Here is a 21131-nt window from a genome sequence, read left to right on the forward strand (position 1 = left end):
CAATTTAAAACAGTCAAAAAAAGCAGTAAAAGCCCCGAAGTAAACTTCCTGCCAAACACAAACATACAAAGTAACTTTTATTCACCCTCATCAAAAACCTAGTTACCACGTAAGGCTATTCTTTATCACTTGTAGGAACTTTCCTATATTGCAGGTACAGCCGCAGCTGTTTGTACGTCACCTCGACTATCTGAGCTAAGGTGCGCGCTTTATTGAGCTCGCATGGGATTTGATTATGAACTCCGTTTTTATCGTCGACGATCACCCTGTCATCCGACTTGCCGTTCGCATGCTGCTGGAACACGAAGGTTTTAAAGTCGTTGGCGAAACCGATAACGGGGTCGACGCCATGCAAATGGTTCGCGAGTGCATGCCTGATCTGGTCATTCTCGATATCAGCATTCCCAAACTTGACGGGCTGGAAGTACTTGCCCGCTTCAACGCCATGAGCACTCCGCTGAAAACACTGGTTTTAACTGCACAATGCCCGACCCTTTTCGGTATTCGTTGCATGCAATCCGGGGCCTCGGGCTATGTATGCAAACAGGAAGAACTCAGTGAATTGGTCAGCGCGATAAAAGCGGTATTGTCGGGTTACAACTATTTCCCGAGCGAGGCGCTGAACCCTGTACGAAGTGATGATATTCGCTGGGCCGAACTGGAACTATTCAAGTCAGTCAACGACCGTGAGCTGATGGTATTGCAACTTTTTGCACAAGGCCGCACCAACAAGGAAATCGCCAAAGGCATGTTCCTGAGCAACAAGACTGTCAGCACTTACAAGAAACGTCTTATGCAAAAGCTCAAAGCCAAATCCCTGGTCGAACTCATCGAAATGGCGAAGCGCAACGCTTTGGTGTGAGAAAAACCATGCCCAGCCGCCTGACGGATTACCTGATACTGATGATCGCAGGCTTGTGCCTGAGCACTTCATTGTTCGCGGCACAGGGCGCTGAAAACTATGCCCTGTTGAGTCGCTCCACGGCCGGCACCCTGGAAATCCGGCTGGATGCCACGCAACGGCAATGGCTCGAGCATAAACGCGCGCTGGTCCTTGGAACGTCAGCACCGGATTATCCACCCTTCGACCTGACACTCAGCGGCCAGGATTATGAAGGTTTCACTGCCGATTACGCAGGCATCCTTGGTACTGTCACCGGCTTGCCGGTCAGGGTTCAACGCTTTGCGACCAGAAATGCTGCCATCGAGGCACTGGAAAGCGGCAAGATTGACCTTCTGGGAACTGCCAACGGGTTTGAAGCCCACAATGACAACATTGTCCTTTCCGCACCCTATGCCGTGGATCAACCGGTACTGGTGACACGCGAAGGTGAAACCAGGTCGTTGACCGATGGCCTCGCCGGCATGCGATTGAGCATGGTCTATCACTACTTGCCGCAGGAAGAAGTCAAAGCGCTTTATCCGAAGGCAATCATCACGTCCTATCCGTCCTACCAGAATGCGATCAACGCCGTGGCCTTCGACCAGGCCGATGTGTTTCTGGGCGATACCATTTCAACCCATTACATGATCAACAAGGGCTACCTGAACAACATCCGCATGGCCAACTTCGGCAAACACGAAGCCCACGGTTTCAGTTTCGCGGTGAACAAAAACAATCCACAACTGCTCGGCATCATCAATGCGATGCTGATGGCGGTTCCTGTAAGCATCCGGGAAGACATCGCCAAACGCTGGAGTGCCGGCAGCGACATTCTGCTCACCGATCACAAACTGGAACTCAGTTACAGCGAGGAGCGCTGGCTGGCACAACATCCAGTCGTGCGAGTGGTGGTCAACGAAGCTTTCGCGCCACTGACGTTTTTCGATAGCGCCGGCAACTTTCGCGGCGTGGCCGCGGACTTGCTCGAGCTGATCCGCTTGCGTACCGGGTTGCGCTTCGACATTCAGCGCAGCCGAAGTGACAGCGACATGATCGAACGGATCAAGCACAACCAGGCCGACCTGATCGCCGCCCTGCTCCCCAGTGCGCAGCGCGACACCCTGCTGAACTTCAGCCGCCCGTACCTGCAAAACTCCTACGTCTTGCTGACACGCAAGGCCCCGGACAGCCCGCTCAATCTTGAACAGCTCGAAGGCAAACGCCTGGCTGTCGCCCAAGGCAACCCGGTGGTGGAGTATCTGCGCAAGGATTTTCCCAGAATAAAACTCATTGAAACGCCGGATACATTCAGCGCCGTAGAGATGCTGGCCGAAGGTTTGGCCGAAGGTGCGGTCAACTCGTTGGTGATCGCCAACTACTTCATTTCATCGCGTCTGTTCGAGCGCTCGCTGCAGATCAGTACCACCATCGGCACCGAGCAGGCAGCCTTTTCCCTGGCAACCGGCCGCGAGGCCAAGGAGCTCAATGACATCCTCAACAAGGCATTGCTGAGCATCGCCCCGGAAGAACTGGGCATCATCAACAGCCGCTGGCGTGGGTATTCGGAGTCCACGCAAAACACCTGGCGAACCTTGCACCGGCTCTTCTACCAAATCGTCATAGGTGCCGGTGTATTGCTGATGATTTCCGTGGCCTGGAACGCGTACATGCGGCGCCAGATCAACCAGCGCAAGGCGGCCGAGCGAGCCCTGAACGATCAGTTCGAATTCATGCGTTCACTGGTCAACGGTACGCCTCACCCGATTTACGTACGCGACCGCCAGGGCTTGCTGCAAAGTTGCAATGACAGTTATCTGCAAGCGTTCTGCGCAAAACGCGAAGACGTCATCGGCAAAAGCGTGATTCAGGGCTCGATGAGCAATGCGTTCGAAGCCCTGGAGTATCAGGCCGATTACCAGCGTGTCGTGACCGAAGGCACGCCGCTGATTCTCGACCGTGCGCTGCACATCGGCGGCCGGCGATTGACGATCTATCACTGGATTCTTCCGTATCGGGATTCAAGTGGTGAGGTTCAAGGCATCATCGGTGGCTGGATCGATATCAGCGAACGGCGACAACTGTTCGATGATCTGCGCTTGGCGAAAGAACGCGCCGATGAAGCCAACCGGGCCAAAAGCACATTCCTGGCGACCATGAGCCATGAGATCCGCACCCCCATGAATGCAGTGATCGGCATGCTCGAGCTGACACTCAAGCGCATTGAACACAACCATCCCGATCGCTCGGCAATCGATGTGGCGTATCACTCGGCCAAAGACCTGCTGGAGTTGATCGGAGACATACTCGACATTGCACGCATCGAATCCGGGCACCTGAGCCTGAGCCCTGAACGCGTCAATCCTGAGGAGATCGTGGCGTCGGTGGTGCGTATCTTCGATGGGCTTGCCCGGCAGAAAGCGCTCGAACTGCTGCTGGAATTCGAATCGGCCGATCCGCCCATGGATGTTCTGCTCGATCCTCTGCGCTTCAAACAGGTGCTGTCCAACCTGGTCAGCAACGCCATCAAGTTTACCGAGCAAGGCCAGGTCAGGATTGTCGTCCGACTGCAGCACGCCACCGAACCCGATCAGGTGGACATGATGTTGCAGGTCGAAGACAGCGGCATCGGAATCAGTGAAGAGGACCAACTGCGCCTGTTCGCGCCTTTCGCTCAGGCCGATGCCACCGGCCAGTCAGGCAGAGGTGGTGCCGGGCTGGGCCTGGTGATCAGCCGCAGCCTGTGCGAAATGATGGGTGGCCAACTGCAATTGAGCAGTCAGCCCGGGACAGGAACCAACGTGCGAATGTTGCTGCGCCTGCCCATGCTGCCGCGCGAGCCGCAGGTGGAAAAAATTGAAACCCCGCTCGCTACCGCCATTGCTCCGTTGCACGTCCTTGTGGTCGACGATCACGCCGCCAACCGCTTGCTCATGTGTCAGCAACTGGAGTTTCTGGGCCATCGTTTCCGCGTTGCGGCGGATGGTCAGGCAGCATTCGAGGCGTGGAAAAACGACAGGTTCGATCTGGTGATCGCCGATTGCAACATGCCGGTCATGAATGGCTACGCGTTGGCGCGCGCCATTCGCCGACACGAACAACACCTGCAATTGCCACCCTGCACCGTGCTGGGTTTTACCGCCAACGCGCAGCCCGAAGAAGTGCAACGCTGCAAACAGGCCGGTATGGATGACTGCCTGTTCAAGCCCCTGACGCTGACCGCCCTGAGTCAATGGGTCAACGGCCTGGCGCCTGCTCTTGTAACACCGGCCTTCAGCCTGCGCGCGTTGCAACAGTTGACCGGAGGAAATCCGCAGCTCAATCAGCGGTTGCTGGCCGAGTTGCTCAACAGTAACCGTCTGGATCGCCAGGCATTGAAGACGCTGTCGGGGTCAACCGAATCGCAACCATTTCTGGACATTGCCCACAAAATCAAAGGCGCCGCGCGAATCGTGCAGGCCTGCCGACTGATCGACTGTTGCGAGGCGCTCGAAGCCGCCTGCCGTGAACGCTTGCTGCGCGAAAAAGTGACCGAGCGCTGCACGGAACTGGAGCACGCGATGCTCGAACTGGAGCAGGCATTGCTGCTGCAAATCGACAAAACGGAGCAAGGCGAAATGCCAGAGGCTTAACTATGCTTGGACGCTGAGCAGTGTGTTAACCATCATGGAGTAACTTGCATGCCCAGCCCACTGCGCCCGAATCAACGTCGGTTTCCGTTGCACGTGCATATCAGCGTGATGTTCACCTTTTTGCTTTTGCTGACCGGGGTGGTGCTGGGTGTTTTCAACTATCACCAAACCACGCAGATCATCCTGTCCAGCAGCGAGAGGCTTTTCAATCGAATTGAGCAGGACGTGCGCGTGGACCTGCACGCGACCTACGAACCGATTCGACATTTGCTCAGCCTGCTGGTGCACGCGCCTGCAGTCCAGGCTCCCGATCTGCAACAGCGCCTGGCGTTACTCCCGCCGTTCAGCCAGTCACTCCAGGACAATCCCGACCTCGCCTCGTTGTACCTGGGCTACGACAACGGTGACTTCTTCATGGTGCGGCCGCTGCGCTCCGCACCTCTGAAAGCCCTGCTCAAAGCACCGGATACAGCGGCATTCCAGGTATGGAGCATCGAACATGACGCTAACGGCCAGGTTCATTCCCAATCACTTTTTTTCGATAAAGACCTGATGTTGATCAGTCGCCTGGACAATCCCGGCGATAATTACGATCCACGCAGCCGTGCCTGGTTCTCCAGCGCCAGCGACGACAACGATCAGATCACCACCGAGCCCTACATCTTTTTCTCCACCCGCGAAATTGGCACTACGCTGGCCCGGCGCGGCGGTGAGAATGTGGTGATGGGCGCCGACCTGACCCTGGCCGCACTCAGCGCTACCCTGGCCAGGCATGTGGTGACGCCGGCTACCGAAATCGTGCTCTTCGATGGTCAGGGCAATGCCATTGCCTACCCCGACAGCAGTCGATTGATCATCGACGATCAGTCCGCCCGCCTGATCAAGGCGGCCGACCTGAACCCCAGTCTTGGCGCATTGCTCAACAACCCGACGCAGGGCAACCGCCTGAGTGCCGCCGGTCGCAACTGGATCGTGGCCCGCAGCAGCATGCAGGAGGGTGGCCCCCAAGGGCTGCAACTGGCAATGCTGGTGCCGGAAGATGAATTGCTCGTTGACGCCTACCGCATGCGCTGGCAAGGCGCGCTGATTACGCTGGCGACCTTGTTGCTGTGCCTGCCGCTTGGCTGGCTGACGTCGAGAATCCTGGTCAAACCCCTGCGTGCACTGGTGCAGGAAGCGGACGCGATACGCAGTTTCGATTTCAACTTTCCGCTGTCCCGGCGATCCCCGGTGCTGGAGATTGACCAACTGAGCGTGTCGATGGCGCGCATGAAAGACACACTGGCGAGCTTTTTTCAGATCACCGACAGCCTGAGCGCCGAGACCCGCTTTGCGCCGCTGCTGGAACGGGTGTTGTTCGAAACGGTAAAAATCGGCCAGGCCCAGGCCGGCCTGATTTACCTGCGCGAAGGCGACGGGGACCGCATGGAACCGCATGGCCTGGTGATTAACGACGTCGCTCAGCCCCTGTCATCCTTCGACATCCAGGCGCATGAACTGCAAGACGTGCAAAGCCCAACGTGGCTGCGGCAGCTGTCGGGCGCCAACAACGTAGTGACCAACCTGGGCTTCGAACAGGCAGGGGACCTGCAGAAAGTACTGCTGGCAATGGCCTGCCCGCGAGTCCATCTGATTGGCATCCGCCTGCACAATCGCCACAACGAAACCGTGGGGCTGCTGGTGTTTTTGCTGGCCGATAGCGGCGAGCGCAGTGATCTGGAGAAACTGCGTCCGGATCGCATAGCGTTTCTTCAGGCCGTGTCTGGCGCGGCCGCGGTGAGTATCGAGAGTCAGCGACTGCAAGTCAGGCAAAAACAGTTGCTGGACGCTTTCATCAAACTGCTGGCCGGTGCGATTGACGCGAAAAGCCCCTACACCGGTGGCCATTGCCAGCGCGTGCCAGCACTGACCCTGATGCTCGCCGAGGCTGCAGCGGCCAGCCAGGCCCCGGAGTTCGCCAGCTACCAACCCACGGACGATGAATGGGAGGCGCTGCACATCGCCGCCTGGCTACACGATTGCGGCAAGATCACCACCCCGGAATACGTCGTCGATAAAGCCACGAAACTGGAAACCCTGAACGACCGTATCCACGAAATCCGCACTCGCGTCGAAGTGCTCAAGCGCGATGTCTGGATCGGTTATTGGCGAGGCATTGCCCAGGGTGGCGACGAACAACAACTGGCGCCGCTACGTGATACAGCGCTGACGGCGCTCGATGAGGATTTTGCGTTCATCGCGCGTTGCAATCTCGGTGGCGAAGCCATGGCCGAAGCCGATCTGCAACGCCTGCACAGCATCGCTCAACGCACCTGGACCCGAACCCTGGATGACCGCTTGGGAGTTTCATGGGAAGAAAACCGGCGTCAGGCCCGCACCCCGGCGGCAACTCTGCCGGTCATTGAATCACTGCTGGCCGACAAACCCGAGCATCTGTTCGAACGCCCGGCAGTTGAACTGATAGCGCCGGACAATCCCTCGGGTTTCAAGCTCAATGTGCCACCCTTCAAGTACAACCGCGGCGAACTCTACAACCTGAGCATTACCCGCGGCACCCTGACGAACGAAGAGCGATACATCATCAATCATCACATGGTGCAGACCATCCTGATGCTCAACCACCTGCCTTTCCCGGAACACCTGCGCAACGTTCCGGAAATCGCCGGTGGTCATCACGAAAAAATGGACGGCACCGGTTATCCGAAACGGCTCAAACGCGAGGAAATGAGCCTGCCGGCGCGAATGATGGCGATTGCCGATATTTTCGAAGCACTGACCGCCGCCGACCGCCCCTACAAGAAAGCCAAGTCCTTGAGCGAAGCGCTGGGCATCATGGCATTCATGTGCCGGGACGCCCACATCGACCCGCAACTGTTTGGACTGTTCATCAACGCGCGCATCTATCTGCTCTACGCCGAACGCTTTCTCGACCCTCAACAGATCGATGCGGTGGACGTGCAAGGCCTGCTGATCAAGGCAGGCCTGAAGGGGTGATCAGCAATCGGTCAGGCGCAGGAAAATCGCGGCCAACTGCTCGATTCCGGCCTGATCCTGCGCCGTGAAACGCGAAAGTTTCGGGCTGTCGAGGTCAAGCACGCCGATCAGTCGGCCATCCTTGATCAGCGGCACCACCAGTTCACTGTTTGATGCACTGTCACAAGCGATGTGCCCTGGGAAGGCGTGCACGTCTTCGACCAGTTGCGTCTGCAAGGTCGCAGCCGCCGTTCCGCATACTCCACGGCCAAACGGGATACGCACACAAGCGATCTGCCCTTGAAACGGGCCCAGCACCAGTTCTTCGTTGCGATTGAGGTAGAAGCCCGCCCAGTTCAGGTCATCGAGCTGATTGAACAGAAACGCCGAAAATTGCGCGGCGTTGGCGATGAAATCCCGCTCGTCCGCCAGCAACGATTCGAGCTGCGCGTGCAGCATGCCGTAACCTTCGAGGCCCTGGCCGCTTTTTTGTAAATCGATCATGCCTTGTGCTCCAACAGTTTCAGCCCAACCCAATAGCGGGCAAATTGATACGCGCAACGACCGTTGCGATTGCCGCGTCCCGTGGCCCAACGCACGGCGAGGATGTCCAGCGCTTCGTCCCGTTGCCACTTGAGGCCGGCCTTGTCCGCCAGTTGGCCGATCCAGTGTTCGACGACGTTGAGATAGTGCTCTTGGGTAAACGGATAAAACGACAGCCACAGACCGAAGCGATCCGACAGCGCGATCTTGTCTTCCACCGCTTCGCTGGGGTGCAGTTCGCCGTCGACGCGTTTCCAGTTTTCGTTATCGCTTTCTTTCTCCGGCACCAGGTGGCGACGGTTCGAAGTGGCGTACAGCAATACATTGTCCGGCGCTTGTTCGAGCGAACCGTCGAGCACGCTCTTGAGCACGCGGTAGTCACCCTCGCCCGACTCGAACGACAAGTCATCGCAGAACAGCACGAAACGTTGCGGCAATTTGGCGATCTGTTCGACCACTCGCGGCAAGTCGGCCAGGTGATCGCGTTCAATCTCGATCAGGCGCAATCCACCCTTGGCATGCTCGGCCAGCAAGGCACGCACCAGCGACGACTTGCCGGTACCGCGCGAACCCCAGAGCAAGGCGTGGTTGGCCGGCATGCCATCGAGGAACTGCCGGGTATTGCGTCCCAGTTGCTCCAGTTGCCGGTCAACGCCGATCAGGTCGGACAGGCGCATGTCGAGGCTGACTTGCAGTGGCAGCAGAAACCCGCTTCGTCCCTCGCGCTGCCAGCGCGCTGCCAGGCAATGGGACCAGTCTATGGCTTGCCGAGGTGCAGGCAGCAACGGTTCGATTCGAGCCAGAACGGCGTCGGCACGTTCAAGAAAAGCATTCAATCGGGAGTCCACGTCTTTTCCTCGGGCACGTTCACGGTAATGATGGTGATACATCGACGAAACTTAGCGTTCAATGAGCGATCACCCCGGTACACGGGGTCGCGAGAACATCGGTATACATGCATGATCGACTATGCTTGAGCAGCGAAGGGAAACGGAAGTGGTTCAGCACCCCATGGATATCAAGTTCACCAACCGGCTGTCCTACAAGCAAGCCCGGCTTACCGTGCTGGTTGGTTTCATTTTGGGCATGCTGCTCAGCCTGCTGCAAATAGGCATCGATTATGCCAGTGAAGACGCCTCCATCAACCGCGAAATACTGTCTTTGCTGGAAATCAGCCACAACCCCGCCTCGCGCATCGCCTATAACATCGACGCCGAACTCGCTCAGGAACTGACACTGGGCCTGCTGCGTTCTCCGGCAATCATCGGAGCCAGACTGATCGATAACAACGGCAACGTGCTGGCCGACGTCAAGCGCCCCGGCCAGCAAAGTGGCTATCGCATGATCAGCGACCTGTTGTTCGGTGCCGAACGACAATTCGAAGACCGCCTCTATCTGGACCACCTGCCCAACGAATCCCTTGGCACACTAAAACTGGACGTCGACACTTATTCGTTCGGCTATCGCTTCCTGCGTCGGGCCGAGGTGACGCTGCTCAACGGCTTCGCCCGCAGCCTGATCCTGACCGGCATTCTGTTGACACTGTTCTATGTAATGTTGACCAAACCTCTGGTGCGGCTGATTCACGAACTCAGTAGCCGGGATTCACGCAGCGGGGAACCCACGCCTCTGGAATGTCCGGCAGGGCACGCCAACGATGAAATCGGCGTGCTGGTGAAAGTCGCCAACCAACAATTCGAGAACGTCACCACTGAAATCCAGCAGCGGCGCAACGCCGAAAACCGCCTGACCGATTACCTCGGCCAACTGGAAAACATCGTCTCGGCGCGCACAGCGGAGCTCAAGGCAATCAACACCCGGCTCAGTCAGTCCAATCAGGAACTGGAACTGGCTCGCAGTACGGCGCTGGACATGGCCGAAGCACGCTCGGTATTCCTGGCCAACATGAGCCACGAAATCCGTACGCCGCTCAATGGTCTATTGGGCATGATTGCGCTATCGCTCGATGGGCCATTGACTGCCGAACAACAGCAACAGCTGTCGATTGCTCACGACTCGGGCAAAGTTCTGGTGGAATTGCTCAACGATATTCTCGATCTGTCGAAGTTCGATGCCGGTCAGCTTGAACTCGAAAACATCCCGTTCGACCTTGGCTCATTGGTCGAAGACACGGCCAACCTGTTGTCGCAAAACGCCGCACCAAGTGTCGAGCTGACTTGCCTGATCGACCCGCACTTCCCGGCGCTGGTGCTCGGCGATCCGACGCGGGTCAGGCAAATCGTCAGCAACCTGCTCTCCAACGCCCTCAAATTTACCCGTTTCGGCAGGGTCGACGTCCGTCTGTCGAGCATCGGCGACGGCGATGGCGTACGAATCGAGGTTTGTGACACCGGCATCGGTATTCCCCAGGATGCCCAGGTCAAAATCTTCCAGCCCTTCACCCAGGCCGGCGCCGGTATTACCCGGCAGTTCGGCGGCACCGGGTTGGGGCTGGCCCTGACCTACAACCTCTGTGAAGCGATGCACGGGCGCCTGACCATCAGCTCAGAAGCAGGTTTCGGCAGTCAGTTCTGCGCAGAATTGCCGTTGCCTCGCCACACGCGAGCCCTGCCGCCGCTGCCATTGCAGGGCAAGGTCGTCGCCATTACCGCCGCAAGCAGTGGCTTGGCGGAACTGCTGGGCAGCCTGCTGCCGGGTTGGGGGCTGGAATACCAGCAACGCGCCATTGATGAATCCCTTCTAGGTTTGAATCCTGATGTGCTGATCACCGATTGCCCCGAATGCCTGTTCAACCTGCGCCCGACTTTCACCGCGCCAATTCTGCTGGTGACCGCTTACGGCAATTTCATGCCCGGAGAGCAAGTCAACGCCCTCGCCCCCTTGCAGCAGCAAGCGCGGCCCCTGGCACGCAACGCTCTGCACCAGACCTTGCGACGTATCCTGCAACCGCAAATCAGCACCGTCAGCGATACGCCGGTGGATATACTCAGCCCGCAGCGCCGGGCACGGGTGCTGTTGGTCGAGGACAACCCGGTCAATCAATTGGTGGCCAAAGGCATGCTCGGCAAACTCGGCTGTGACGTAACGGTCGCCGCTCACGGAGCCGAGGCGCTCGACCGGCTGGAGAATGATGAATTCGATCTGGTGCTGATGGACTGCAACATGCCAGTGATGGACGGCTATGAAGCCAGTCGGCAAATCCGTCGTAGCGGACGATGGCCGGAACTGCCGATCGTCGCCCTGACCGCCAACGCCATGTCGGAGGAACGCGAACGATGCCGCGCGGCGGGCATGAGCGACTACCTGGCCAAACCCTTCCGCCGCGAAGAACTGGCCTCACTGCTGGACCTGTGGGTTCCCGTTACGACAGAGCCCTGATCTGCCCCAAAAGATGGTCCAGCCCCTGGCGCAAGTCATTCAGGCGATTGAGGTCCACGCCGCTGTCGCATAACAACCGAGCCTTGAGCGGTCCGACTTGATCGCGCAATGCCGTACCGGCGGGCGACAGGCTCAGGTGCACCTCGCGCTCATCGCGCGCCGAGCGTTGGCGCTGAACCAGTTGCAGTTGCTCCAATCGCTTGAGCAACGGCGTCAGCGTGCCGGAATCCAGCGCCAGACGCTCGCCCAATGCCTTGACGGTCGGTTGCTCCGGGGCGGTCTCTTGCCATTCCCACAACACCAGCATGGCCAGGTACTGCGGGTACGTCAGCCCCAGTTGATCGAGCATCGGCTTGTAGGCACGAATCACCGCGCGGGAAGCGGCGTACAGCTTGAAGCACAGTTGACTGTCGAGATTCAGGGAGTCGACTGACACGCTGTTCATTTGAGCAGGGCTTCGATCTCGCGGCTCAGATCCTGCGGCTTGGTGGCAGGGGCAAAACGCTTGACCAACTGGCCGTCCTTGCCGATCAGGAACTTGGTGAAATTCCATTTGATGCCCTGGGAGCCGAGCACGCCGGGCGCACGCTGTTTCAACTGCACGAACAGCGGATGGGCACCCGCGCCGTTGACTTCAATCTTTTTGAACAGCGGGAAACTGACACCGTAGTTCAGCTCGCAAAACTCACTGATCGCGCCTTCGTTTCCGGGCTCTTGCTTGCCGAATTGATTGCAGGGAAAGCCGAGCACTACCAGGCCTTGATCCTTGTAGGTCTGCCACAGTTCCTCGAGGCCTTTGTACTGTGGCGTGAAACCGCACTTGCTGGCCGTGTTGACCACCAGCACGGCCTTGCCAGCGAAATCCGCCAGAGTCTTTTGCTCGCCCTTGATCGTGGTGCAAGGAATGTTCAGCAGATTGTCGCTCATGATTTGCGCTCTGGAAGAGATGAGGGATACAAAATAGAGTGCAATTGAATTGTGTGCAATTTAAATTACCGGACGCCACGCTGCTGTAGGAGCAAGGCTTGCCCGCGATGGCGTTCTTGAGATCGCCATCGCGGGCAAGCCTTGCTCCTACGGATAAGTGTTATCCCCGTGGTACCAGGTCCAGGCACACCGAGTTGATGCAGTACCGCAGCCCGGTCGGCGGTGGTCCGTCAGGAAACACGTGGCCCAGGTGCGCATCGCATTTGGCGCAGACCACTTCAGTGCGGATCATGCCGTGGCTGACATCGCGGATTTCCGTCATGGCACTGTCGCCGATCGGCGCATAAAAACTTGGCCAGCCGCAGCCGGAATCGAATTTGGTTGTGGAATCGAACAACGGCTCGTTACAGCAGATGCAGTGGTAGATACCGTCGACCTTGCTGTCGTTGTATTTGCCGGAAAACGGCCGCTCCGTGCCCTTGAGCCGGCATACGTTGTACTGCTCCGGATCGAGCATGGCTTTCCATTCTTCCAGGGTTTTTTCCAACTTTTCCATCATCACACCTCGGCGGCTGAAAAAGCCCGATCTGTACCTTTTCCACGGATCGGGCGGCACGTATGATTGCGCCTCGTAAAACGCCAGTCTGGCAGCCAGACCACGCGCATTCAAACAGATTTATGGGTGCAGCCTCCAAGGCGTCAGGCCTGTGTGATTACGCAGGATTCCCAGTACGGTTGTTCATACGCCGCCTGGATCGTTCATTTTCGGGAACACATCGCCATGCAGGTCAGCAAATCGAACAAGCTCGCCAACGTCTGCTACGACATTCGCGGCCCAGTGCTCAAGCACGCCAAACGCCTGGAAGAGGAAGGCCATCGCATCCTCAAGCTGAACATCGGCAACCCGGCGCCCTTTGGTTTCGAAGCGCCGGATGAAATTCTCCAGGACGTCATCCGCAACTTGCCGACCGCCCAGGGCTACAGCGACTCCAAAGGCCTGTTCAGCGCGCGCAAAGCCGTGATGCAGTACTACCAGCAAAAGCAGGTGGAAGGCGTCGGCATCGAAGACATTTACCTGGGCAACGGCGTTTCCGAGCTCATCGTGATGTCGATGCAGGCCCTGCTCAACAACGGCGATGAAGTGCTGGTGCCGGCTCCCGACTATCCGCTGTGGACTGCCGCCGTGAGCCTGTCGGGCGGCAACCCGGTGCATTATCTGTGTGACGAGCAGGCCAACTGGTGGCCGGACCTGGCCGACATCAAGGCCAAGATCACCCCGAACACCAAAGCCCTGGTGATCATCAACCCGAACAACCCGACCGGTGCGGTGTACTCCAGGGAAGTCCTGCTGGGCATGCTGGAACTGGCCCGCCAGCACAACCTGGTGGTGTTCTCCGACGAGATCTACGACAAGATCCTCTACGACGATGCCGTGCACATCTGCACTGCTTCCCTGGCGCCGGACTTGCTGTGCCTGACCTTCAACGGCCTGTCCAAGTCCTACCGCGTAGCCGGTTTCCGCTCTGGCTGGATCGCCATTTCCGGGCCGAAACACCATGCCCAGAGCTACATCGAAGGCATCGACATGCTGGCCAACATGCGCTTGTGTGCCAACGTGCCGAGCCAGCACGCGATCCAGACCGCGTTGGGTGGCTATCAGAGCATCAACGACCTGGTGCTGCCACCGGGTCGTCTGTTGGAGCAGCGCAACCGCACATGGGAACTGCTCAACGACATCCCGGGCGTGAGTTGCGTCAAGCCGATGGGCGCTCTGTATGCCTTCCCGCGGATCGACCCAAAAGTCTGCCCGATCCACAACGACGAAAAATTCGTCCTCGACCTGCTGCTCTCCGAGAAGCTGTTGGTGGTTCAGGGCACTGCGTTCAACTGGCCGTGGCCGGACCACTTCCGCGTCGTGACCCTGCCTCGCGTCGATGACCTGGACATGGCCATCGGCCGCATCGGCAATTTCCTCAAGTCCTATCGGCAGTAAATGACCGGTTTACCGTGCGACGGCGCTTGCAGAGTCGCACGGTGATTCATTCAGCAACATATGTTTGCACCCAGTCGAGCACTGACACTTCTAGCCTTGATCAATACTGCGCTGCCTGCTCCGGTCCAACGCCGACGGGGCAAATGAGACCTGCCGGCTTACAAACACTTCCTGCATCAATGTCGGAAATGCCCTGCAAGCAGCTAAGCTTTTACCGTAGGACACAGTTTGAAATAGTCACCCGGTTGAATACCCCGGTGCAGCACCTTATATACCCCGCAGTACGCTACATTTTTAGCATAAGGAGATTTCTACAACCATGATGCGCATCCTGCTGTTTTTGGCCACTAACCTGGCGGTCGTGCTGATTGCCAGCATCACCCTGAGCCTTTTCGGCTTCAACGGGTTCATGGCGGCCAACGGGGTTGATCTCAACCTCAATCAGCTGCTGATTTTCTGTGCGGTCTTTGGTTTCGCCGGTTCCCTGTTCTCGCTGTTCATCTCCAAGTGGATGGCGAAGATGAGCACCAGCACCCAGATCATCACCCAGCCACGCACGCGTCACGAGCAATGGCTGCTGCAAACAGTCGAGCAACTGTCCCGCGAAGCCGGGATCAAGATGCCCGAAGTCGGGATTTTCCCGGCCTACGAGGCGAACGCCTTCGCTACCGGCTGGAACAAGAACGATGCACTGGTGGCGGTCAGCCAGGGCTTGCTCGAACGTTTTTCGCCGGATGAAGTGAAAGCCGTTCTGGCCCACGAAATCGGCCACGTGGCTAACGGCGACATGGTCACACTTGCGTTGATCCAGGGCGTCGTGAACACCTTCGTGATGTTCTTCGCGCGGATCATCGGCAACTTTGTCGACAAGGTGATCTTCAAGAATGAAGAAGGCCAGGGTATTGCCTACTACGTGGCAACCATCTTCGCCGAACTGGTTCTGGGCATCCTGGCCAGTGCCATCGTCATGTGGTTCTCGCGCAAACGCGAATTCCGCGCTGACGAAGCCGGCGCCAACCTGGCCGGCACCGCCGCGATGATCGGCGCCCTGCAACGCCTGCGCGCCGAACAAGGCCTGCCGGTGCACATGCCCGACACCCTGAACGCCTTCGGCATCAACGGTGGCATCAAACAGGGCTTCGCCCGCATGTTCATGAGCCACCCGCCGCTGGAAGAGCGTATCGACGCTCTGGCTCGTCGTCGGGGCTAAGTGGCAACGCAATAAACAGGAAGGCCCGCAGAGATGCGGGCCTTTTTTTGTCTGCTGATTGATGCGGTGTTCTTCAGGGCCTCTTCGCGGGCAAGCCTCGCCCCTACTGAAGATCCACCCCTTGCAGGAGCGAGGCTCGTCCGCGAAAGGGCCAGTACAGACAACACATCTTTTATTGAATGGAAACCCGGTACACCCGCTCTTCAAGCCGAGTAACACCCGCCTCCAGAAATTTCCCGCTCTCACTCAGCACATCCTGATCTTCCAGGATCTTCAGCGCCCACGAATCGCCAAACAGCCGCTGCACTTCATCATCGACAACGGCAAACGGCGGGCCAGGCATCTGCGTCTGGTCATAGTCCAGAGTGATCAGTAGCCCCAGGGATTCTTTGGGCAATATCCGCTTCAAATGATCCGCATATTCCTCACGCATTGCCTGGGGTAACGCGATCAATGCGGCACGGTCATAGAGCGCAGAACAATCGGCCACGTCGCCGGCAGTCAGCGCAAAGAAATCACCGCACCACAACTCTATCGAACCTGCCCGATAAACCTTGAAAGGCCCTTGCTCGCTGACGGCAGGATCAAAGCCGTGTTCGCTGAAGAAATCCTCCACGGCCTTCTCCGACAATTCGATCCCCAGAACCTCATGCCCCTGATGGGCAAGCCAAAGCAGGTCCAGACTTTTTCCGCACAAGGGAACCAGCACACGAGCCCCCTCCTCCAGCCCTAACGACGGCCAGAACCGTTGCAGATACGGGTTCACCCGCGGCAGATGAAAGCCGATCTGGTTTGCCGCCCACTTTTTGTGCCAAAACTCCGGCTGCATAGATAACCCCGAAAATTCGATCAAAACACCCTAAAACTTATATTAGATTTAGATCAATGATCTGATTGAAGATGGCGCCATCTTACTCTCTGGAGCTTAAACATGTTCCCCAGCCTGTACATCTCCCATGGCTCCCCGATGCTAGCCCTGGAACCCGGCGCCAGTGGGCCGGCCCTCGCTCGCCTGGCAGCTGAAATGCCGAAGCCAAAAGCCATCGTGATTGTTTCTGCACACTGGGAAAGCAACGAGCTGCTGGTCGGCGGCAATCCGCAACCTGACACCTGGCACGATTTCGGTGGTTTCCCCAAAGCCCTGTTCGAAGTGCAATACCCGGCGCCTGGGGACCCCCAACTGGCCGCCGAAGTTGTCGAGCAGTTGAAGGCCAGCGACCTTCCGGCACGCATCGATCCCCAGCGCCCCTTCGACCATGGCGTATGGGTACCTTTGTCGTTGATGTATCCACAGGCGGACATCCCGATCGTTCAGGTGTCGCTGCCCACCCGTGGCGGCCCTGCCCTGCAAACCCGCGTCGGCCATGCCCTGGCCAGCCTGCGCGAGCACGGCGTATTGCTGATCGGCTCCGGCAGCATTACCCACAACCTGCGGGAACTGGATTGGCATGCCGGCCCGGAAAGTGTTGAACCCTGGGCACAAGCGTTCCGCGACTGGATGATCGAGAAACTTGCCGCCAACGATGAGGCCGCGCTGCATGACTATCGCGCGCAGGCACCGCATGCCGTGCGCAACCATCCGAGCGATGAGCACTTGCTGCCGCTGTACTTTGCCCGCAGTGCCGGAGGTGATTTCAGTGTTGCGCACAAGGGATTCACCATGGGGGCGCTGGGCATGGACATCTATCGCTTCGGCTGACCTGCGATCTTTTTCAAAGGCAAAAAAAATCCCCGAACCAGTCGGGGATTTTTCATGTTCGATCAATCAGCCCAAAGGCGGATCAATCTTCGCGATAGCGACGCAGCTTCAACTGCTTACCGGCAACGCGAGTGTCCTTCAGCTTGGTCAGCAACTTCTCCAGACCATCTTCCGGCAGCTCGACGAGGCTGAAGCTGTCACGCACCTGAATGCGGCCGATCGCTTCACGCGCCAGGCCACCTTCGTTGAGGATGGCGCCCAGCAGGTTCTTGGCAGCGATACCGTCACGCGCACCCAGCGCGGTACGGCAACGGGCACGACCTTCACCCAATGGCATCGGAGCGCGACGCTCACGATCACCACGCTCAGGACGATCACCGGAACGCTCCGGACGATCGCCACGTGGCGCGTTGTTCGGCACCAGTGGACGCTCTTTCTCGATAGCGGCCAGGTTCAGCGCTTGACCGTTGGTAGCCTTGCGCAGCAGGGCTGCGGCCAGGGCACGCGGGCTGCAACCGATGTCGGCGGTCAGGCGATCGAGCAGATCACCGTGGGTCGATTCGGCATCAGCCACCAGCGGCGACAGGCTGTTGGTCAATTTCTTGATGCGCGCATCCAGAACGGCTTGAGCGTCCGGCAGGCGAACTTCAGCGACTTTCTGACCGGTTACACGCTCGATCACTTGCAGCATGCGGCGCTCACGTGGAGTCACCAGCAGCAGTGCACGACCTTCGCGACCGGCACGGCCGGTACGGCCGATACGGTGAACGTAGGATTCCGGATCGTACGGCATGTCAACGTTGAATACGTGAGTGATGCGCGGAACGTCCAGGCCACGGGCAGCAACGTCGGTCGCCACAACGATGTCCAGGCGGCCATCCTTGAGGGAGTCGATCACGCGCTCACGCTGGTTCTGGGCGATGTCACCGTTCAGCGCAGCGGCTTTGTAGCCTTTGGCTTCCAGGGCACTGGCCAGGTCCAGGGTCGCTTGCTTGGTGCGCACGAACATGATCAGGGCGTCGAAATCTTCCACTTCCAGCAAGCTGAGAACGGCAGAAGTCTTCTGGTCAGCGTGAACCAACAGGTGAGCCTGTTCGATCGCGGTAACGGTCTGGGTCTTGCTCTGGATCTTCACGTGCTTCGGATCGCGCAGGTGGCGCTCAGCGATGGCACGGATCGATTGCGGCAGGGTGGCTGAGAACAATACGGTCTGACGGGTTTCCGGCATGGCCTTGAAGATAACTTCCAGGTCATCCATGAAGCCCAGTTTGAGCATTTCGTCTGCTTCGTCGAGAACCAGGTGGTTCACGGTCGCCAGAACTTTTTCGTCGCGACGCAGGTGGTCGCACAGACGGCCCGGTGTGGCGACAACGATCTGTGCGCCATTACGGATTGCTTTCAATTGTGGGCCCATCGGCGCGCCGCCGTAGACAGCCACAACAGTTACGCCCGGCATTTGCTTGGCGTAGGTTTCGAAAGCGGTTGCAACTTGTAGCGCCAACTCACGAGTTGGGGCCAGGATCAGAGCTTGCGGCTCGCGCTTGGACGGATCAATGCGGTGCAGGATAGGCAGGGCAAAGGCAGCGGTTTTACCGGTACCGGTTTGCGCCTGACCAATCATATCGTGACCGGCGAGAATGATCGGGATCGACTGCTGCTGAATGGCCGAAGGCTCTTCATAGCCGGTAGCGACTACTGCAGCGACAATATTGGGATGAAGTTCAAGAGCGGCGAAGCCGCCGATTTCCTGGGTCATGGGTCTGCCTCTAAGTGCATCCGCAAAGACCCATGCTCCAAAGCTGCGCATGCCGTGTTGAGACTCAAGAGTCGCCCTGGCAGCTTTGTCGGCGGGGATTTGCGAAAACGAATGAATGAAAAGAATCGTCAAGGGAGAGTCCGCAGTACGGACGTGCAGCCGAAGCTGACTTCGGGGAATTGCTCTACCTAAACGCGGCCCGGCTAAAGGCCGGCGCGCACTATACCGGAATTTGCCGAAAAAGGGAGCTTTTTTTATCGCAAAACTCCCGCATACGGCGTTCTGTCACAGGCTTTGCGGATAATCGTGCAAGCGTCTATTTTTCAAAGGCCCGGCCCAGCGGGCGATGGCGCTAAAACGGTTCATCTTGAAGACCCGGACCGCCGGTCTGACTCCCCTTCCCGCCCGAGGATATGCACCATGAAAGAGCTCGACACCCGCCGTGTGAGCCGTGAAAAGCGCGGTCATGTCCTGTTGATCGGCCTGGATCGGGTAGCCAAGCGCAATGCTTTCGACCTTGACCTGCTCAACGAGCTGAGCCTTGCCTATGGTGAGTTCGAAGCGGACAGCGATGCGCGGGTTGCGGTGGTATTCGGTCACGGCGAGCACTTCACCGCCGGGCTGGATCTGGTCAACGCCAGCGCTGCGCTGACCGAAGGCTGGCAGGCTCCGCCTGGCGGCTGCGATCCGTGGGGCGTATTTGCCGGCCCCCGGGTCAGCAAACCGGTAATCGTCGCCGCGCAGGGTTACTGCCTGACCATCGGCATCGAGTTGATGCTGGCCGCCGATATCAACCTGTGCGCCAGCAACACGCGCTTCGCGCAAATGGAAGTGCAGCGCGGGATCTTCCCTTTCGGCGGCGCCACATTGCGCCTGCATCAGGTCGCCGGTTGGGGCAATGCAATGCGCTGGATGCTGACCGGCGACGAGTTCGATGCTCACGATGCGCTGCACTTGGGCCTGGTACAGGAAGTGATGGCCAGCGAGGATTTGTTGCCAAGGGCCATTGAATTGGCTGAACGGATTGCCCGACAGGCACCTCTGGGTGTGCAGGCGACGTTGATGTCGGCGCGACAGGCGCGTTACGAAGGGGAAACCGCCGCTGCGCACGGGTTGCCGGCGCTGGTGAAAAAGTTGCTGAGCAGCGAGGATGCCCAGGAGGGGGTGCGGTCGCTGGTGGAGCGGCGGCCCGGCATCTTCAAAGGCTGCTGAGATTTGCGTCGAAATAAAGATCGCTATCGCGGGCAAGCCTTGCTCCTACAGGTTTTGTTTCATCCGCAAGGACACGAAAACTGTGGGAGCATGGCTTGCCCGCGATGAGGCCCTCACGGGCACCGAATCATGTCGCCGGGCGAATCGCCTTGATCAACGACTGCAACGAATACCCCAACCGCGGCGCCAGCCCTTCGGCCCGGGATACCAGGCCTTCCATATCCAGCTCCTGATCCAGGTCCGACGGCACGATCAGAATCACATTGCCCTCCTTCACCGGCAGTTCCCAGTAATGTCGATGATAGAGCCCGCGCAGCAACGCGGCGCCCAACGGCTTGCCGTCATCGGTGGCCCATTGATTGATCACCAGCCAGCCACCCGGGTTGAGGCGTTTCTGGCAGTTTTCCAGGAAAGTCCACGCCAAGTGTCCGGCTCCCGGGCCTACGTCGGTGTAAAGATCAACGAAAATCAGGTCCGCGGGCTCGGCGGTATCGAGCAACTCCAGCGCATCACCCACACGGATGTAAAGACGCGGATCGTCATCCAGCCCCAAATATTCGATGGCCAGTCGCGGCACATCCGGGCGCAACTCAATGGCTTCGACGTCGTCCAGCGGCAGGAATTTGAGGCAAGCCTGGGTCAACGTGCCTGCACCGAGGCCGAGGAACAATGCCGATTCCGGCTGTTCGTGGCACAGCGCGCCAATCAGCATCGCCCGGGTGTAGTCATATTCGAGCCAGCTCGGGTCGGCGGTGAACACGCAGCTTTGCTCGATGGCATCGCCGAATTCGAGAAAACGGTAATCAGCCACTTCCAGCACACGAATCACACCAAATTCGTCCTGCACCTCGGCGAGCAAATGCTCGACGCGCTCCTCAGTCATTTCGTCTCCCGATCGCTGCCAGGCCCGGCAACGCAACACACCGCAACATGAAGCGGCAAAGGCGCGATTGTCCGCGAAGCGACG

General features: G+C 58.5%; 16 protein-coding genes. 8 read left to right on the forward strand and 8 right to left on the reverse strand.

Annotated features, from left to right (window positions below; translation table 11 throughout):
- The first annotated feature begins 235 nt into the window (after positions 1-235).
- The 3 genes from D8U73_RS07375 to D8U73_RS07385 are packed head-to-tail and all read left to right on the forward strand — an operon-like array spanning position 236 to position 7506.
- Positions 236-862: a response regulator transcription factor gene (locus D8U73_RS07375; RefSeq protein ID WP_056856374.1), complete on the forward strand. Its 627-nt coding sequence runs from the start codon at positions 236-238 to the stop codon at positions 860-862.
- An 8-nt stretch (positions 863-870) separates the two neighbouring features.
- On the forward strand, positions 871-4512 hold the full coding sequence (locus D8U73_RS07380; RefSeq protein ID WP_130904085.1) for a transporter substrate-binding domain-containing protein: 3642 nt from the start codon (positions 871-873) through the stop codon (positions 4510-4512).
- Positions 4513-4560: 48 nt separating this feature from the next.
- Positions 4561-7506, forward strand: coding sequence for an HD domain-containing phosphohydrolase (locus tag D8U73_RS07385; protein ID WP_130904086.1), 2946 nt, complete (start codon positions 4561-4563; stop codon positions 7504-7506).
- Here D8U73_RS07385 and D8U73_RS07390 read toward each other — a convergent pair whose 3' ends face one another.
- A complete protein-coding gene (locus tag D8U73_RS07390; RefSeq protein ID WP_056856377.1) occupies positions 7507-7989 on the reverse strand; it encodes a GAF domain-containing protein in 483 nt (160 codons plus the stop codon).
- Positions 7986-8876 (reverse strand): ATP-binding protein, encoded by an 891-nt coding sequence (locus D8U73_RS07395; protein WP_056856378.1) that lies wholly within the window; start codon positions 8874-8876, stop codon positions 7986-7988. The genes D8U73_RS07390 and D8U73_RS07395 overlap by 4 nt, the downstream gene beginning before the upstream one ends.
- Before the next feature lie 163 nt (positions 8877-9039).
- Here D8U73_RS07395 and D8U73_RS07400 point away from each other — a divergent pair, with 163 nt between their 5' ends.
- Positions 9040-11367, forward strand: a complete 2328-nt coding sequence (locus tag D8U73_RS07400) for a response regulator (RefSeq protein WP_177434402.1) — start codon at positions 9040-9042, stop codon at positions 11365-11367.
- Here the strand turns inward: D8U73_RS07400 and D8U73_RS07405 are convergent.
- From D8U73_RS07405 to msrB, 3 genes are all read right to left on the reverse strand, one after another.
- A complete protein-coding gene (locus tag D8U73_RS07405) occupies positions 11351-11812 on the reverse strand; it encodes a MarR family transcriptional regulator (protein WP_056856380.1) in 462 nt (153 codons plus the stop codon). The two genes, D8U73_RS07400 and D8U73_RS07405, sit on opposite strands and share 17 nt — an antisense overlap.
- Positions 11809-12294 carry a glutathione peroxidase gene (locus D8U73_RS07410; RefSeq protein ID WP_056856381.1) on the reverse strand — a complete coding sequence of 162 codons (486 nt, stop codon included), beginning with the start codon at positions 12292-12294 and terminating at the stop codon, positions 11809-11811. Before D8U73_RS07410 ends, D8U73_RS07405 begins: the two co-directional genes overlap by 4 nt.
- Positions 12295-12454: 160 nt before the next feature.
- A complete protein-coding gene (gene msrB, locus D8U73_RS07415) occupies positions 12455-12850 on the reverse strand; it encodes a peptide-methionine (R)-S-oxide reductase MsrB (protein ID WP_056856382.1) in 396 nt (131 codons plus the stop codon).
- Positions 12851-13075: 225 nt separating this feature from the next.
- On the opposite strand from msrB, the gene D8U73_RS07420 reads away from it, so the two are divergent.
- A complete protein-coding gene (locus D8U73_RS07420) occupies positions 13076-14287 on the forward strand; it encodes a pyridoxal phosphate-dependent aminotransferase (RefSeq protein ID WP_056856383.1) in 1212 nt (403 codons plus the stop codon).
- A gap of 319 nt (positions 14288-14606) precedes the next feature.
- Positions 14607-15497 carry a protease HtpX gene (gene htpX, locus D8U73_RS07425; RefSeq protein WP_007973520.1) on the forward strand — a complete coding sequence of 297 codons (891 nt, stop codon included), beginning with the start codon at positions 14607-14609 and terminating at the stop codon, positions 15495-15497.
- A 172-nt stretch (positions 15498-15669) separates the two neighbouring features.
- On the opposite strand, the gene D8U73_RS07430 is transcribed toward htpX, so the two are convergent.
- Positions 15670-16326: a thiopurine S-methyltransferase gene (locus tag D8U73_RS07430; RefSeq protein ID WP_130904088.1), complete on the reverse strand. Its 657-nt coding sequence runs from the start codon at positions 16324-16326 to the stop codon at positions 15670-15672.
- A 102-nt stretch (positions 16327-16428) separates the two neighbouring features.
- Here D8U73_RS07430 and D8U73_RS07435 point away from each other — a divergent pair, with 102 nt between their 5' ends.
- The gene (locus D8U73_RS07435) at positions 16429-17196 is read left to right on the forward strand and encodes a class III extradiol ring-cleavage dioxygenase (RefSeq protein ID WP_130904089.1); all 768 of its coding nucleotides are present in this window, start codon (positions 16429-16431) and stop codon (positions 17194-17196) included.
- Positions 17197-17278: 82 nt separating this feature from the next.
- Here D8U73_RS07435 and D8U73_RS07440 read toward each other — a convergent pair whose 3' ends face one another.
- Positions 17279-18952, reverse strand: coding sequence for a DEAD/DEAH box helicase (locus D8U73_RS07440; RefSeq protein ID WP_056856386.1), 1674 nt, complete (start codon positions 18950-18952; stop codon positions 17279-17281).
- Between the two features lie 420 nt (positions 18953-19372).
- On the opposite strand from D8U73_RS07440, the gene D8U73_RS07450 reads away from it, so the two are divergent.
- Positions 19373-20164 (forward strand): crotonase/enoyl-CoA hydratase family protein, encoded by a 792-nt coding sequence (locus tag D8U73_RS07450; RefSeq protein WP_130904090.1) that lies wholly within the window; start codon positions 19373-19375, stop codon positions 20162-20164.
- A gap of 127 nt (positions 20165-20291) precedes the next feature.
- On the opposite strand, the gene D8U73_RS07455 is transcribed toward D8U73_RS07450, so the two are convergent.
- Complete coding sequence (locus D8U73_RS07455; RefSeq protein WP_056856388.1) at positions 20292-21047, reverse strand: spermidine synthase; 756 nt, start codon at positions 21045-21047, stop codon at positions 20292-20294.
- Positions 21048-21131: the final 84 nt, after the last annotated feature.

The organism is Pseudomonas sp. Sample_22 (genome assembly GCF_004307635.1).
Taxonomy (GTDB): domain Bacteria; phylum Pseudomonadota; class Gammaproteobacteria; order Pseudomonadales; family Pseudomonadaceae; genus Aquipseudomonas.